The organism is Nonomuraea cavernae, assembly GCF_014646355.1.
Classification (GTDB): Bacteria; Actinomycetota; Actinomycetes; order Streptosporangiales; family Streptosporangiaceae; genus Nonomuraea; species Nonomuraea cavernae.
Genome location: NZ_BMNH01000003.1, coordinates 97,437 through 109,972, shown reverse-complemented (window position 1 = coordinate 109,972; position 12,536 = coordinate 97,437). Strand labels below are relative to the sequence as shown.

Here is a 12,536-nt window from a genome sequence, read left to right as displayed (position 1 = left end):
GTCACGGATCGGTCCACCTCAGGGTCGCCTCGACCCGGAACCCGCCGCCGGGCAGCGCACCCGCGCGCATCGTGCCGCCGAACATCTCGGCGCGCTCCCGCATGCCGATCAGGCCGTGCCCGAACCGACCTGCCTCCGTCCCCTGGTCGGCGCTGCCCACGCCGTCGTCGGTGACCTGGATGTGCAGCCCCTCAGGGACGTACCGGAGTAACACCTCGGCGCTGGCATCCTTCCCGGCGTGCTTGAGCGTGTTGGTCAAGGCCTCTTGCACGATCCGGTACGCGGCCACCCCCGTCTCAGCCGGAACTTGACGGGCCTCGCCTTCGATCTTTAGCCGCACCTCGATCGGCAGCCACTCAGCCAGAACGTGGATCGCGTCGATGCCGGGCCGCAGGGCCATCGGGCCCTCCCGCAGAAAGCCCAGCAGAAACCGTAACTCGGCCAGAGCGGTCCGGCCCGCGTGCCCGATCGCCTCAACGGCCGCGCTCGCACTGACCTTGTCATCGTCCAGCAGCGCGGCGTTCGCCCCTGCCGACTGGATCACCATGGCGCTCACGTTGTGCGCCACGATGTCATGCAACTCACGGGCGATCCGCATCCGCTCCTCGGCCAGCGCGGCCTGCGTCCTGCTCGCCTCCTCGCGGACCACCGCGCGGGCCACGGCCTCCGCCTCCGATCGCCGCAGCCTCCCCAGCCCCCACGCGGCGAAGCAGGTCACGAACGACACCACGTACAGGTCGTCAGGAGGCGCGGGCAGCGGGAACGGCAGCGGCCCCGTCCACATGCGCACGATCGTCAGCGCCGCGGGCAGCAGCGTCCCGCCCAGGAACAGACCCGTCCATGCGGAGGACGTCCACCGCCCACCGGTGTAGAGCACGAGCATCAACGCGGTCGGCGTGCTCAGCTCCAGCCACGCGGCGTTCCATTCCGCCCAGATGTCCCACCGGCCGCCGATGAACCACAACGTCCACACCAGCGCCAGCACCGGCACCGGGAAGCGGCGCCGCCAGGCCAAGGCCGCGTATGCCAGCAGGTCGCCCCAGAACGTCACCGGCAGCCGCTCGGGATGGGCGATGGTCTGGTCGCTGTAGGGCACCACCACCAGGAGGACCGTGCAGGCGATCGCCGCCAGCAGCGCATCGGCCAACTGGGGGTGATCACTCCACCAATCCAAGGCCCGCCGCATCATGATCTTACGCTACGGCCCTGGCCTTGACCGCGCCACGGGCAGGCGTACCGCAGTGCACGCTCGGGCGCTCCAGAACAGGCGGCGGTTGACGGCGACGGTGTAGCGTAATAGAACACGTTTCAGTACGGTCTCAACCAAGCGTTTGATCAAATCGCCTGAGGTGAATGTCTGTGCGGATCGACCTCGTCGACCAGGACCAGTACGCGGATTCCGGACCGCCCCACGAGCAACTCCGCTGGCTACGCGAAACCGACCCCGTGCACCGGCACGACGGCGATCCGCCGTTCTGGGCCGTCACCCGCTTCGACGACGTGGTCCACGTGTCGCGGCACTCCGAGCTCTTCTCCTCCCATCGACGGCTGGCGTTATTCAACGAGATGCCGGAGGAGCAACGCGCGCTGCAGCGGATGATGATGCTCAACCAGGACCCGCCGGAGCACACGCGGCGGCGCTCGCTGGTCAACCGGGGGTTCACGCCCCGCACGATCGGCGCCCTCGAACAGCACATCCGCGACATCTGCGATGACCTGCTCGACAAGGCCTCCGGTGAGATCGACTTCGTCACCGAGATCGCGGCCCCGCTGCCGCTGTACGTGATCTGCGAGCTGCTCGGCGCCCCGGTCACCGACCGCGACAAGATCTTCGGCTGGTCCAACCGCATGATCGGCGCCGAGGACCCCGACTACGCCGACTCCCCCGAGGAGGGCCAGGCGGCGGCCATGGAGGTCTACGCCTACGCCAACGAGCTGGCGGCCCAGCGCAGGGCCAACCCCAGGGACGACATCGTCACCAAGCTCATCCAGCCCGACGAGAAGGGCGAGACGCTCGACGAGAACGAGTTCGACCTCTTCGTCCTGCTGCTGGTCGTCGCCGGCAACGAGACCACCCGCAACGCGGCCTCGGGCGGCATGCTCGCCCTCTTCGAGCACCCGGAACAATGGGAACGCCTGGTCGCGGACCCGGCGCTGGCCGCCCCGGCCGCAGACGAGATCGTCCGCTGGGTCTCCCCCGTCAACCTGTTCCGCCGCACGGCCACCCAGGACGTGACCCTCGGCGGCAAGCAGATCCGCGAGGACGACAAGGTGGTCGTCTTCTACTCCTCGGCCAACCGCGACGCCTCCGTCTTCACCGATCCCGAGGTCTTCGACATCGGGCGCACCCCCAACCCGCACATCGGCTTCGGCGGCGGCGGCGCCCACTTCTGCCTCGGCAACCACCTGGCCAAACTGGAGCTGCGCATCCTCTTCGAGCAGCTGGCCCGGCGCTACCCCCGCCTGCGCCAGACCGGCGAGGCCCGTCGCCTGCGCTCCAACTTCATCAACGGCATCAAGGAGCTGCCCGTCGTCCTCTAGTTTTCACAACCCAACAGATGCTCCGACAGGCTGCCCCCGCGACTCGCCATTCTCATCCGAACACGCGGCGGTGTCCTTCCTCCGCCGACCTTAGGGCGCCACGCCAGTTGCTCTTGGTGAGCATACGATCAACGGGTGGCTTTATCGAGGATCGCAACGATCGTCCTGATGCTCGCCCTAACGGCCGGCTGCGGAGCCGGAGATGCGGTTACGGCCCGAACGCCCGCCGAGGCGGTGACTCAGCGGCTGGAGGGCTCAGCCGGTGTGAAGGTCGCCAGGCTCGTCCGCCTGGACTACGGCGAGAAAGCTCTCACCCCTCCAGCGGAGGACGACTTCGTCGTGCCGGTCAACATCGGTCAATACAGCGAGAGCCGTACCGCTGGCGTCCTCGGCGCGACCGCCTCCGACCTGACTGCGACCTACTACCGAACCAATGTCCCCGATGAGCTGAAAAGCGTTGTCCCGACCGACCTGTCCTTCATGACGACCAGGACGATCACGATCGCAGGCTCCGGCACCTATAGATACCGGGCTGATCGGCAGGACGTTCCCGCGGGCAAGTCCTGGCTTCACGGCCGCAGCTCCAAGTGCGAACAGTTGTTGCGCGCCATCGGCTCGCTCGGCGTACGCAGCCTCGTCTCACCCGAGGTGCTGCGAAAACTGGCGGCCCCGGCTCCCTCTTCGGGGGAGACCATCGACGGAGTCGCCACCGTCGTGCACGCCGGGAGCAGCTCGCTGGCGGAGTTCGCCATCGCGGCTCCACACGACGACCCCGTGATCGCCGCCCAATTTCGCAAGCAGAACGAGTTGACACAGGTCTCCTGGCAGTTGTGGGTCGGTCCCGACCGGCTTCCCCGTCGGGCGCACCTCACCTCGACCTATCCCATGGCTGAGGACAGGCAGCCCAAGACCACCGTGATCGAGGTCGACTTCACCGACTGGGGCAGCGATGTGCTCATCGACCCCCCACCGTCGGACCAGGTGCACGAGACCGGCACTTGTCTGGCCCCGGAGCCATACTGAGCCGTTGGAGCTCCGACCTCGGCAGCAGCTCATGGGACATGAACATCGCGGGTCGATGAGCATGACGCTCTGATTTCGCCACGACGAGCAGACCCGCCTCGATCAGACCGCTGGCGTGCAGGCAGAGCGTTGGGACAATGCCGAGCCGTTCGCCGAGCACGCCCGCCAGCGCCATCCCGAGCAGCGACGTGGCGGCCTGGGCGCTGGTGAGGAACCCGAAGACCGCGCCCAACCGGTCGTCGCTGGTGACCGTCTGGGCGAATGTGGTCTTCCCGCTCCCGCCGTTGCCACTGACGCCGGGGTGTACGTACCGGTGGATTCTCGAAGCCCAGGACGAGGAAGTGGCCTCGGTGGCTTTCACCGTCCGCACGGAACCGTCGGCGGCATAACAGGTTCGGTGCGGTGTGAGGGCAATCAAAGATCAGCGGTGGCCGCAGGGTCAGCGCTGCCTGAACACACGACAGGTCACGGCCAGCGCACCTCCAGGGTGCGTTCCACGAACTGCGCGTACTGCTCGAACGCCCGCTCAACCTCCGCCCGGTCGCTTCCGTGGAGCGGTGTGAGCGGCTGTACGGCGATCCGTACCTGGCTCTTCGTGAGGGCGCGTTTCCAGGTGGCCACGACCCGGCCGGCACGTACCACGGTGGACTGGAAGATCCCGTTGCCACCGGGGATGATGGCCGCCTTGTGCTCGTCGGCGACCATCAGCGAGCGGTCCTTGTAGCCCAGCAGGTATTCGTCGAACCCCGGCAGCACGAGCACCTCGTCGTCGCCGACCGTGGGAGGGGCGGTGTCGAGGAGCGCGGCGTCGAGGTATGTCTCCACCCCGTCGACGGTCACCCGGGCCAGCGCGTCGCCGGCCACGGCGATGCCGCGTTTGGCGTCGGCCGCGGTCAGGCCGGTCCAGCCCGCGAAGTCCTGCCGGGTGGTCGGCCCGTGGCCGCGGAAGTAGCGCAGGGCGATGGTGCCCAGCGCCTCGTCGCGCTCCGGCCGGTGCGGGTCGGGGACCCACTCGTCGAGCAGCACGAAGCTCTGCTCGTTGCCGAGGTTGGGGGCGATGCACAGCAGGCCCCGCTGGCTGGCGTACCACAGCAGGTGGTAGCCGCGCTGGCCATCGGTGTCGATGCCCTTGCCGGCCAGCACGGCCAGGCACTCCGACCGGCTCAGCCGCCCGCCGCCGGCCAGGGCCGCGCCCAGCACCTCCATGGCCTGAGCGGCGGTCTCCTCCGAGAGGCCGAGTTGCTCGCGCCGCCGCGCCGCGCCGTTCAGCACCCGGACGCCCATCAATTCGACCATCCAGCGGGCGTCGCGGGACGGGACGAAATGGATGGTGCCGCGCATGGGCCACGTGCGCAGCGCCTCACGCCGCTCCAGCGCGGCGGTGACGTCGGCGGCGGTGTGTCCGGGCAGCCGCGCGCCGAACGACCACAGACCGCTGGCCAGGTCCTGCGCCTGCATCGCTCCGAGCCAGGTCACCACCTCGGCCACGCCCGTCGTTCGGCCGGCACCGCCGGGCGACGGCCGAAGCAGCAGGCTGGACATCCGTAGGCCGAGCACCTGTTGGGGGGTGAGTTCCATTGATCAACCGTATCCTTCGCCGCCGACAATCCCACCGATGTGATCGCCTGTCGGCCCGCCCGGGCCGCTCGCCTTTAGCCGCATGGCCACCGCGTTGAGGCTACTGCCAGCAGTGAAGACGTCGTCGTAGACCATGACGCGTCGGCCTCGCACGCGAGCCGGGTCCGGCACATGTAGCGCGGCGTACAGCTCATGCGCCGCGATCTGACGCTCAATAAGCGAGGTCGTGTCTCGCATGCGGGGAGTGGCTCGCGTCTTCTCGATGAGCGGCGGATCCAGCACGAACGGGAGATCCTCATCGTCTTCGAGGATCGCCCGTTCGATGACGTACCCAGTGTGATCATTGCCTTTGCGTGCCTGTTGTGGCCCAAGATAGGCGGGCATCGGGATGATGGCGTCCACCTCGTCGACGAGCTCGGGGTGGGTGTAGAGGTGACCCAAGATGATCCGCGCGAAGATCATCCCCCACCCGTATGCCCCGCGCTTCAGTCGGAGAACCCCCTGCTCCAGGGTGCCGGCCTTGACCCCGACGACGGCCGTCCACTCGAAAGCACGCTGCGGGTCGCTGCAGAGCCTGTTGGAGCAGGTGAGCTCGCCACTCCGCAACGCCTGGTGGCAGATCCGGCAGTTGGGTTCGTTCGGCGGCTGGTCCCTGATCAGGCGCCGGCGGTGTCGAGGCGGGTGAATTGCTCGTCGGTGAGCTTGACGTCGAGTGCGGGCAAGGCCGCCTCGAACTGCTGGAGAGTACGCGGGCCGATCAGCGGCACGATCGCCGGCGAGTTCTGGTGCATCAGCCACGCCAGGACCAGCGTGTTCGGGGTGACGCCGACCTCGGCGGCCACTTCGACGATCGCGGCGAGCCGGGCGTCGGCGTCCGGGCCCAGGTACGGCTCCATCGCCCCATGGCCCCGGCGCTTTTCCGGGTCGTCGTAGATGCCCTTGAGGATCGGAGAGTAGGCGACGAGGGTCAGGTCGTCGTGTGCTCGCAGGTAGTCGAGTTGCTCGTCGTCCACGATGGAAACGTGCCGGTGCCCTGCCCGGCGCCGCAGGTAGGAGTGCTGCTGTTGGAGCGCGACCGGCGCCGGCCAGCCGTGCTGGGCGCACAACTGGCGGATTCGCTCCATCCGCCAGGTCCGCACGTTGGACCATCCGATGTAGCGGGCCTTGCCGGCCTGGACGATGCCGGCGAGCGCCTCCAGTGTCTCCTCCAGTGGCGTGGTCCGATCGTCCACGTGCACGTAGTACAGGTCGACATGGTCTGTGCCGAGCCGGCGCAGGCTGCCGTCGATCGCCTCGCGCAGGGTCGTCGCCCCGGCCCCGACGAACGTCCTGTAGGCGATCTCCCAGTCCGGCCGGCCGCCGGGCCAGACCGCATCCAGGTCGCGTGGAACGGCGCTGCCCTTGGTGGTCAGGAACACCTCCTCGCGCCGTCCGGTCCGGGCCAGCCAGCGGCCGATCAGCTCCTCGCTGTGACCGCCGTAACTGCCCCGCTCCTCCCACCAGGCGTAGCAGTCGGCGGTGTCCAGAACGTTGCCACCGGCCTCGACATACCGGTCCAGGATCGCGACAGCCTCGTCCTCCGGCGTGACGGTACCCATGATCATGCATCCCAGGGCGAGCTGACTGATCTGCTCGCCGGTACGGCCAAGCTCCACGATCTTCACGTGACTTTCTCCTCTGCCGCCGGTTGCCGCAGGTGAGCCGGGCGATCTCCGCATTCGTGTGCGGTCCCGTCTCGGGCATGCCATCGACGCTAGAAGCTCGAGCGCGCTCCAGGTCAAGCCCAGCGCCTGGCTCACGGCCATCTGTCCGGCGGCGGTCGGCCGTACGCCGCGGGGCGCGCGCCGAAACAGGCTCAGGCCGAGCTTGCGCTCAGACGGTGATGCGAGCCATGCGCGTGACTCATACATGAGATGCCGAAGTCTCAGTTGTGTCCATGGCACTCCGTTCCGGATGCTGATGGGGTGCTTCCAGAGAACGGGACGAACATCGTCATCCTTGGCGGATACGGCGCGGTAGGCAGGGCGGCCGCGTCAACCCTGGGCCAGTGGTTCCCCGGCCGCGTGGTGGTGGCCGGACGCGATCCCACACGCGGGGCGGGCCTCGCGCGAACCGGTGCCGTGCAGGTGGTGCGCGCCGACGTGAACGATCCGGCGGACGTGGATCGCCTGCTGCTGGACGCGGCCGTCGTGGTGATGTGCGTGGAACGTGCGAACGCCCGGGTGGCGCGCGCCTGCCTGGAGCGGGGCGTGCACTACGTCGATGTGAGCGCCTCTCTGCCGGTGCTGGAGTCGATTGCCGCGCTCGACGGGCTCGCGGCACGGCACGGCGCGACCGCCGTGCTGAGCGTGGGCGTCGCCCCCGGCTTGACGAACCTGCTGGCGCGGCACTGCGTGGATCGGCTCCCGTCGGCACGGGCCGTGGACCTCAGCCTGATGCTCGGCCTGGGTGGCGAGCACGGGGCCGACTCAGTGGACTGGGTCGTGCGTCATCTCGCCGAACCGGCCGCCCGGGGTCGGCACCGGGCGAGAACGGCGCGGGTGCGACTCGGGGACGCCGGGACGCGCATCGTCCATCCGTTCCCCTTCTCCGACCAGTTCACGATCGCCGAGTCCCTGAAGGTGCGGGCGACCACCCGCATCTGCTTCGACTCCCGGCTGGTGACCTCGGCCGTGTTCGCCCTGCGCCGCGCGCGGGTCTTCTCCCTGGTACGCCACCTGGGTGCCGGGCCGCTCGCCGCCTCGGCTCTGTCCCGGCTGCACTTCGGATCCGATCGGTTCGTCGTCCATGCCGTGGCGTCGGATGAAGCGGGCGACGCGGTATGGAGCACGATCACGGGCCGCGAGACCTGCAACGCCACCGGTGTCATCACGGCGTACATCGTCAAGGCCGTGTTCGACGACACCGCCCCGCACGGCGTGGTGCATATCGACCGCTTCCTCGACCCCGGCCCCCTGCTCGGCGAGCTGACCCGGCATCACATGACGGTGCGGCACAGCGCGCCGGGCACGTGACGGCATCGTCGGGCGTCCCCGCGAAGCGCCGCCCGTACTCGCGGATGAGTAGCCACGGGGCCCGGGCGTTGACGGCGAAGTGCTGGTCGAAGCTGTCCACGGTCGTGGTCAGGAGGTTCAGGTCACGCTGTTCGCAGTGGCACATCACCAGAGCCCTGACGGGCCCGAGGTCGCTCTCGACGGAGTCGAAGACGGCCGCTGGGGCGGCAGGGTCTGCGTAGGGCCGCCAGTAGGTGAACGCGATGTCCCAGCCGGTCTCGGCGAGGCGGCCGGCTACGAGCGGGCATCCGGCTCGAGCCACGTGCCCGGATCAGGCGCGCAGAAAGGATCACGTCCGGCCTGCCGGCGCGCGAGCATCGTCGCGACGGCGAAGGCGCTGAGCACGCAGCCGATCTGCGCAAGGGCGACAGAGGTGGGCAGGGAAGGGAGTTTCCCGAGGTCGCCCAGCGCCGCTACGGGCAGAAACAGCAGCAGTGACGCGCGCCGTCCCACTGCGGACCCTGCCGCGTATCCCGCTGCCGCCGCCATGATGACGAGCCACGGCACAGGTTTCCAGAGTGCCATCTCATGGTTGGTGGCCATGTCGAGCACGTGCCTGCCGACCTTGCCGGCGGCCAGCCCGATCAGGGCTAACGGCATCCAGAGCATGAGTGCGCGCCGGGAGATGAGCGACAGGCCCTCGCGGGCCGGACGGGTGAAGGCGACGGCGACCGCCACCGCTTGCGCCAGGAGAGGAAGGCTGACGTTCGGTAGTGCCAGGGACAGAGGAAAGGGCGATCCGCCCAGGTACAGCAGGAAAGCGAGTGCACCCAGTGTGGCGATCCCCCGGTGGCGGAGCGCCACCGCGAGCACCGGCAGGGCGAAGACGATGATCGGTCGAGCCCAGTACAGCAGCGACCACGGTTCTTGCGTCCAGTGGCGAACCAGGCCAGGCCCGATGCTCGGTGCCAGCGACAGGACCTGACGGGCCAGCGTGTCGGTCAGGATGAGAAGAGGCCACAGCGCCATGCCCGCGGCCACGGCGTCCCGCCAGGCGGGCGCCGACACCGTGCCGAAGGCCCGCCGGCAGTGCACGCGAACCGCGCCTGCCAGCAGATCGGCCGTGTCGGCGATGTGCGGGCGGCTCTGTCCGGGCCGTGATCCGGCCAGCAGTACGCCGATCATCTCTTCCTCGTGCCGGGTGCGATGATCACGGGGATAGCAGGCCAGGAGCCGCCGGTATCGGGTTTCGAGGGAGGTCACGCCGTTCCTCCGAGGCCGGCGGCACGCAGCCGCGTGGAAGCCGCTCGCGCGTGACGGCGCATCCGCTCGGCCTCCGCCGCCAGCCGGGTCGCCCCGTCATCGGTCAGCTTGTAGTAGCGCCGGACCCTGCCGTCCACGATCTCCTCACGGTCCTCGGTGATGAGGCCCTCCTCCCGCAGGCGGTCGAAGGCGGCGTAGAGGGTGCCGGCGCGCAACCGTACCCGGCCCTCGGAGATCTGTTCGACGTCGGCGATGAGGCCATACCCATGTTGAGGGCCGGCGGCGAGCGCGGTGAGGATCAGAAAAGTGGGCTCCTGCATCGATCTCATTCGATCACTATATACCGATGATCTTTCTATCAGATGCCTGATCGACAACACCCGCCGCGGACGCGGAACGCCTCAGCCGCGCCCAGGCTCGAGAAGCTCGCACAGGCCGGCCGTCATCTAGTCTTCCGCTCATGCCGCCACGTCTGTCACCCCGCCTCGCCGCGATCGTGCACGCGCTTCCCCTTCAGCCGCACTCACGTGTCCTCGAAATCGGGTGCGGCCCCGGGGCGGCCGCACGAGCGGTCGCAGCCCTGCTCACCACCGGCCACATCCTGGCCATCGACAGATCCGCCACCGCCATCGCCCAGGCCGCCGCCGCCGCCGCGACGGACGAGATCACGTCCGGCCGCATGAGCGTCCGTCAGAGCGCGGGCGAAGACTTCGTCCTGCGGCCTCACGAAGAGCCGTACGACATCGTGTTCGCCGTTCGGGTCGGAGCCCTCGACGGGCGACATCCCGAGGATGGCCGGCGGGTGCTCCGGCGCATCGCCGCGGCGACCACGGCGGAGGCCCGGCTTTTCATCGACGGTGGCGATCCGCTTCGCGAACTACCCATCCCGCGGGCTTGAGCCGACCGGGTCGCTGCGACGGGGCTCAGGTGGCGGGACAGCGGGTCCTCCGGGCGGCCACCTTGCCGGGCCAGAACACTTACCTGAGCTCAGTCCTTGCCCTGCGACCAGCATGGCAAGGACTGAGCTCATTGGCGCTTTCGAACGCGGATAAGGATGGAGGTCCCGAGTCCACAGGCCAGGACGACAAGCACAAGAGCGGCGAGCGCCTGCCAACCAAGCGCAGGGCCAGCGACCGTGGCTCCAGTCCAGATCGTCACGCCGAGTGCGAGGATGGCGATCAGTACGACTACGGGCGAGGGCAACGGTTTTCTACGCGGCACGCCATCCAGCGTTCCCCAGGAGCCGTAGGCGTCAAGGATGCAGCGCCAGCCCCTTGAGCACCTTGTCGACCGCGTTCCTGGGCCCGTGCACGGCCAGCCCGGCGAGCGACAGGTCCGCCGCCTCGACCGCGCGCACCGCGGCCCGGTTGTCCTCGTCGTGGCCCGTCTTGAACATCTCGTCGATGTAGACCGCCACGTCGAACCCCCTGGCCATCGCCTTCTCGCGGACGCGGCCGAGCGCCTCGGCGTCGGCCGCGTAGACGAGCACCGGCTGGCGGAACATCGGCAGGTAGCCGTTGCCGGAGGCGTCGGCGTAGGGCTCGCCGATGGTCTCGGGCACCCCGCCGGCCACGGCGCTGGCCAGGAAGGCGGTGACGTTGAGCCGCTGCCAGACGGCCAGGTCCGCGCGGACCACGATGCCGATCTTCGTGTCGAAACGCATGCGGCCAGCCTCCCGTCTCCGCCTCCGCCGGGTCTTGAACGCTGGTGCGCCTACTGCAGCCAGATGGGCGTCCAGTCGGGTACCTCGTGGAAGCGGCGCAGCTCGGCCAGCCCGGACAGGATGCCGCCCCAGGCGGCGAAGGGAGGCTGCGCCCCGTCGAAACCGCTCTGCATCAGCGTGAGCCGGGTCTTGCCGCCGGACCCCTCCAGCTCCCAGGTGCCGACCCCGGAGTCGCCCCAGTCGACCGAGAGCTTACGGCCGGGCTCCAGCTCCAGGATCTTCGCCGGGTCGGGGTTGTCGAACCCGCCCATGGCGTAGCGCCCGCCGACGTGCGGCTCGATCGCGATGGGGAAGCCGAACCAGCGGGTGACCGACTCCGAGTCGATCAGCGAGTCGAACACCTTGTCCGGCGTCGCGTCGATCAGGACGTCCGCCCGCAGGCCCGTCTTACCGGTGAAGTCGATCTTCGGCGTGAGCTCGCGGCCTTCCAAGTGCTCGAGCAGGTTGGCCAGCGTCAGGTACCAGAAGGTCTGCAGGACGCCGCGGATGCTCGTGCCCGCCAGGGCCTCCTGGTGGTCGTAGTCGCTCTGCGACACCGAGACGATCGTCGCCGACGGCCCGTCCTCCTCGACGGCGAACTCGGTGGTGGCCTCCACCCCGTCGAGCGTCCAGGCGAAGCGCACCGTACGGTCGTCGGCGTGCAGCAGCCGCTGGTGCGGCGCGTCGCCCTCGGGGGTGTGGCGGCCCCAGAACTCGTAACGGCCCGGCAGCTCGACCTCGGCCTTCTCGGCCAGCCAGATCCGCATGGCCGCGGGGTCGGTCAGCGCGTGGCGCACCTCCTTGACCGGCGCGTGGATGCGGGCACGGATGATCGTCGGCTCAGTCATGCGCTTCTCCCTTGGGGTAGCAGGCGACGGCGAGCTTGAAGGCGTCTCCCTCGGCTCCGCCGTACCGGGTGAACAGGTCCTGCAGCATGGTGTGCAGGTCGTTGAGGAACTCCTGGCGGTGCTCCGCCAGGACGTGGATCTCCCCGGACAGCCCGATGGAGGGCAGCTCGGGGGCGGTGCGGTCGAGCGCGGCGATGTCGGCCTGGACCTCCTCCATCAGGTCCAGCAGGTAGCCCAGGCTCAGCTCGTCGCGCGCCTTGCGCAGCCCGATCCGGCCCACCAGGCGCGGCGACAGCCAGTAGGAGCGGGCCGCGGCCTGGTAGATGCCTTCGAGGATGCCGCGCACCTTGCGTTCGGACACGAGGTCGACCAGCCCCGCGTCGACCAGGCGCTTGACGTGGTAGTAGACCCGCTGCGGAGTCTGCCCGAGCTGCTGCGCCACCTCGGTGCAGGTGCGCGGCTCGGCCAGCTGCCGCAGCACTTCCACGCGCTGCGGCTTGAGCAGGGCCTCGGCCTGCTCGATCTCTTCCAGATACAGGACGTCTCTCATCGCAAAAACAATCCTTTAAGTAAAATGAGGCTTTGTCA

General features: G+C 69.0%; 14 protein-coding genes. 5 read left to right on the top strand and 9 right to left on the bottom strand.

All coding sequences use genetic code 11. The annotated features are described in order from the left end of the window. Position 1: 1 nt before the first annotated feature. On the bottom strand, positions 2-1,189 hold the full coding sequence (locus tag IEY82_RS07370) for a sensor histidine kinase (protein WP_189123254.1): 1,188 nt from the start codon (positions 1,187-1,189) through the stop codon (positions 2-4). Positions 1,190-1,353: 164 nt separating this feature from the next. Here IEY82_RS07370 and IEY82_RS07365 point away from each other — a divergent pair, with 164 nt between their 5' ends. From IEY82_RS07365 to IEY82_RS07355, 3 genes are all read left to right on the top strand, one after another. Then, positions 1,354-2,541 (top strand): cytochrome P450, encoded by a 1,188-nt coding sequence (locus tag IEY82_RS07365; protein WP_189123253.1) that lies wholly within the window; start codon positions 1,354-1,356, stop codon positions 2,539-2,541. A 339-nt stretch (positions 2,542-2,880) separates the two neighbouring features. Next, a complete protein-coding gene (locus tag IEY82_RS07360) occupies positions 2,881-3,564 on the top strand; it encodes a hypothetical protein (RefSeq protein ID WP_189123252.1) in 684 nt (227 codons plus the stop codon). 137 nt (positions 3,565-3,701) lie between these two features. Further along, positions 3,702-3,953: a hypothetical protein gene (locus IEY82_RS07355; RefSeq protein WP_189123251.1), complete on the top strand. Its 252-nt coding sequence runs from the start codon at positions 3,702-3,704 to the stop codon at positions 3,951-3,953. A 76-nt stretch (positions 3,954-4,029) separates the two neighbouring features. Here IEY82_RS07355 and IEY82_RS07350 read toward each other — a convergent pair whose 3' ends face one another. The 3 genes from IEY82_RS07350 to IEY82_RS07340 form a co-directional block, all read right to left on the bottom strand. Continuing rightward, entirely contained in the window at positions 4,030-5,142 is a 1,113-nt protein-coding gene (locus IEY82_RS07350) for a winged helix DNA-binding domain-containing protein (protein ID WP_189123250.1), read from the bottom strand. 3 nt (positions 5,143-5,145) lie between these two features. Continuing rightward, a complete protein-coding gene (locus IEY82_RS07345; RefSeq protein ID WP_189123249.1) occupies positions 5,146-5,604 on the bottom strand; it encodes a phosphoribosyltransferase in 459 nt (152 codons plus the stop codon). A 194-nt stretch (positions 5,605-5,798) separates the two neighbouring features. Continuing rightward, positions 5,799-6,806 carry an aldo/keto reductase gene (locus IEY82_RS07340; RefSeq protein WP_189123248.1) on the bottom strand — a complete coding sequence of 336 codons (1,008 nt, stop codon included), beginning with the start codon at positions 6,804-6,806 and terminating at the stop codon, positions 5,799-5,801. Positions 6,807-7,106: 300 nt separating this feature from the next. Here IEY82_RS07340 and IEY82_RS07335 point away from each other — a divergent pair, with 300 nt between their 5' ends. Then, positions 7,107-8,156 (top strand): saccharopine dehydrogenase family protein, encoded by a 1,050-nt coding sequence (locus tag IEY82_RS07335; protein ID WP_189123247.1) that lies wholly within the window; start codon positions 7,107-7,109, stop codon positions 8,154-8,156. Between the two features lie 273 nt (positions 8,157-8,429). On the opposite strand, the gene IEY82_RS07330 is transcribed toward IEY82_RS07335, so the two are convergent. Then, the gene (locus IEY82_RS07330) at positions 8,430-9,398 is read right to left on the bottom strand and encodes a hypothetical protein (protein WP_189123246.1); all 969 of its coding nucleotides are present in this window, start codon (positions 9,396-9,398) and stop codon (positions 8,430-8,432) included. Next, positions 9,395-9,727, bottom strand: a complete 333-nt coding sequence (locus IEY82_RS07325) for a PadR family transcriptional regulator (protein WP_263647712.1) — start codon at positions 9,725-9,727, stop codon at positions 9,395-9,397. Before IEY82_RS07325 ends, IEY82_RS07330 begins: the two co-directional genes overlap by 4 nt. A gap of 131 nt (positions 9,728-9,858) precedes the next feature. Between IEY82_RS07325 and IEY82_RS07320 the strand changes: the two genes are divergently transcribed. Next, positions 9,859-10,296 (top strand): methyltransferase domain-containing protein, encoded by a 438-nt coding sequence (locus tag IEY82_RS07320; protein WP_189123245.1) that lies wholly within the window; start codon positions 9,859-9,861, stop codon positions 10,294-10,296. A gap of 354 nt (positions 10,297-10,650) precedes the next feature. On the opposite strand, the gene IEY82_RS07315 is transcribed toward IEY82_RS07320, so the two are convergent. The 3 genes from IEY82_RS07315 to IEY82_RS07305 are packed head-to-tail and all read right to left on the bottom strand — an operon-like array spanning position 10,651 to position 12,498. Then, the gene (locus tag IEY82_RS07315; RefSeq protein WP_189123244.1) at positions 10,651-11,061 is read right to left on the bottom strand and encodes a DUF2000 domain-containing protein; all 411 of its coding nucleotides are present in this window, start codon (positions 11,059-11,061) and stop codon (positions 10,651-10,653) included. Between the two features lie 50 nt (positions 11,062-11,111). Further along, complete coding sequence (locus IEY82_RS07310) at positions 11,112-11,948, bottom strand: SRPBCC family protein (RefSeq protein WP_189123243.1); 837 nt, start codon at positions 11,946-11,948, stop codon at positions 11,112-11,114. Continuing rightward, entirely contained in the window at positions 11,941-12,498 is a 558-nt protein-coding gene (locus IEY82_RS07305) for a winged helix-turn-helix domain-containing protein (RefSeq protein ID WP_189123242.1), read from the bottom strand. Before IEY82_RS07305 ends, IEY82_RS07310 begins: the two co-directional genes overlap by 8 nt. Between the last annotated feature and the right edge of the window lie 38 nt (positions 12,499-12,536).

What these genes read in the sequence shown, in the direction of transcription:
- IEY82_RS07370 (WP_189123254.1), bottom strand. Translation starts at nt 1,189, where the DNA reads ATGATGCGGCGGGCCTTGGATTGGTGGAGTGATCACCCCCAGTTGGCC.
- IEY82_RS07365 (WP_189123253.1), top strand. Translation starts at nt 1,354, where the DNA reads ATGTCTGTGCGGATCGACCTCGTCGACCAGGACCAGTACGCGGATTCC.
- IEY82_RS07355 (WP_189123251.1), top strand. Translation starts at nt 3,702, where the DNA reads ATGCCGAGCCGTTCGCCGAGCACGCCCGCCAGCGCCATCCCGAGCAGC.
- IEY82_RS07350 (WP_189123250.1), bottom strand. Translation starts at nt 5,142, where the DNA reads ATGGAACTCACCCCCCAACAGGTGCTCGGCCTACGGATGTCCAGCCTG.
- IEY82_RS07345 (WP_189123249.1), bottom strand. Translation starts at nt 5,604, where the DNA reads ATGATCTTCGCGCGGATCATCTTGGGTCACCTCTACACCCACCCCGAG.
- IEY82_RS07325 (WP_263647712.1), bottom strand. Translation starts at nt 9,727, where the DNA reads ATGAGATCGATGCAGGAGCCCACTTTTCTGATCCTCACCGCGCTCGCC.
- IEY82_RS07320 (WP_189123245.1), top strand. Translation starts at nt 9,859, where the DNA reads ATGCCGCCACGTCTGTCACCCCGCCTCGCCGCGATCGTGCACGCGCTT.
- IEY82_RS07315 (WP_189123244.1), bottom strand. Translation starts at nt 11,061, where the DNA reads ATGCGTTTCGACACGAAGATCGGCATCGTGGTCCGCGCGGACCTGGCC.
- IEY82_RS07310 (WP_189123243.1), bottom strand. Translation starts at nt 11,948, where the DNA reads ATGACTGAGCCGACGATCATCCGTGCCCGCATCCACGCGCCGGTCAAG.
- IEY82_RS07305 (WP_189123242.1), bottom strand. Translation starts at nt 12,498, where the DNA reads ATGAGAGACGTCCTGTATCTGGAAGAGATCGAGCAGGCCGAGGCCCTG.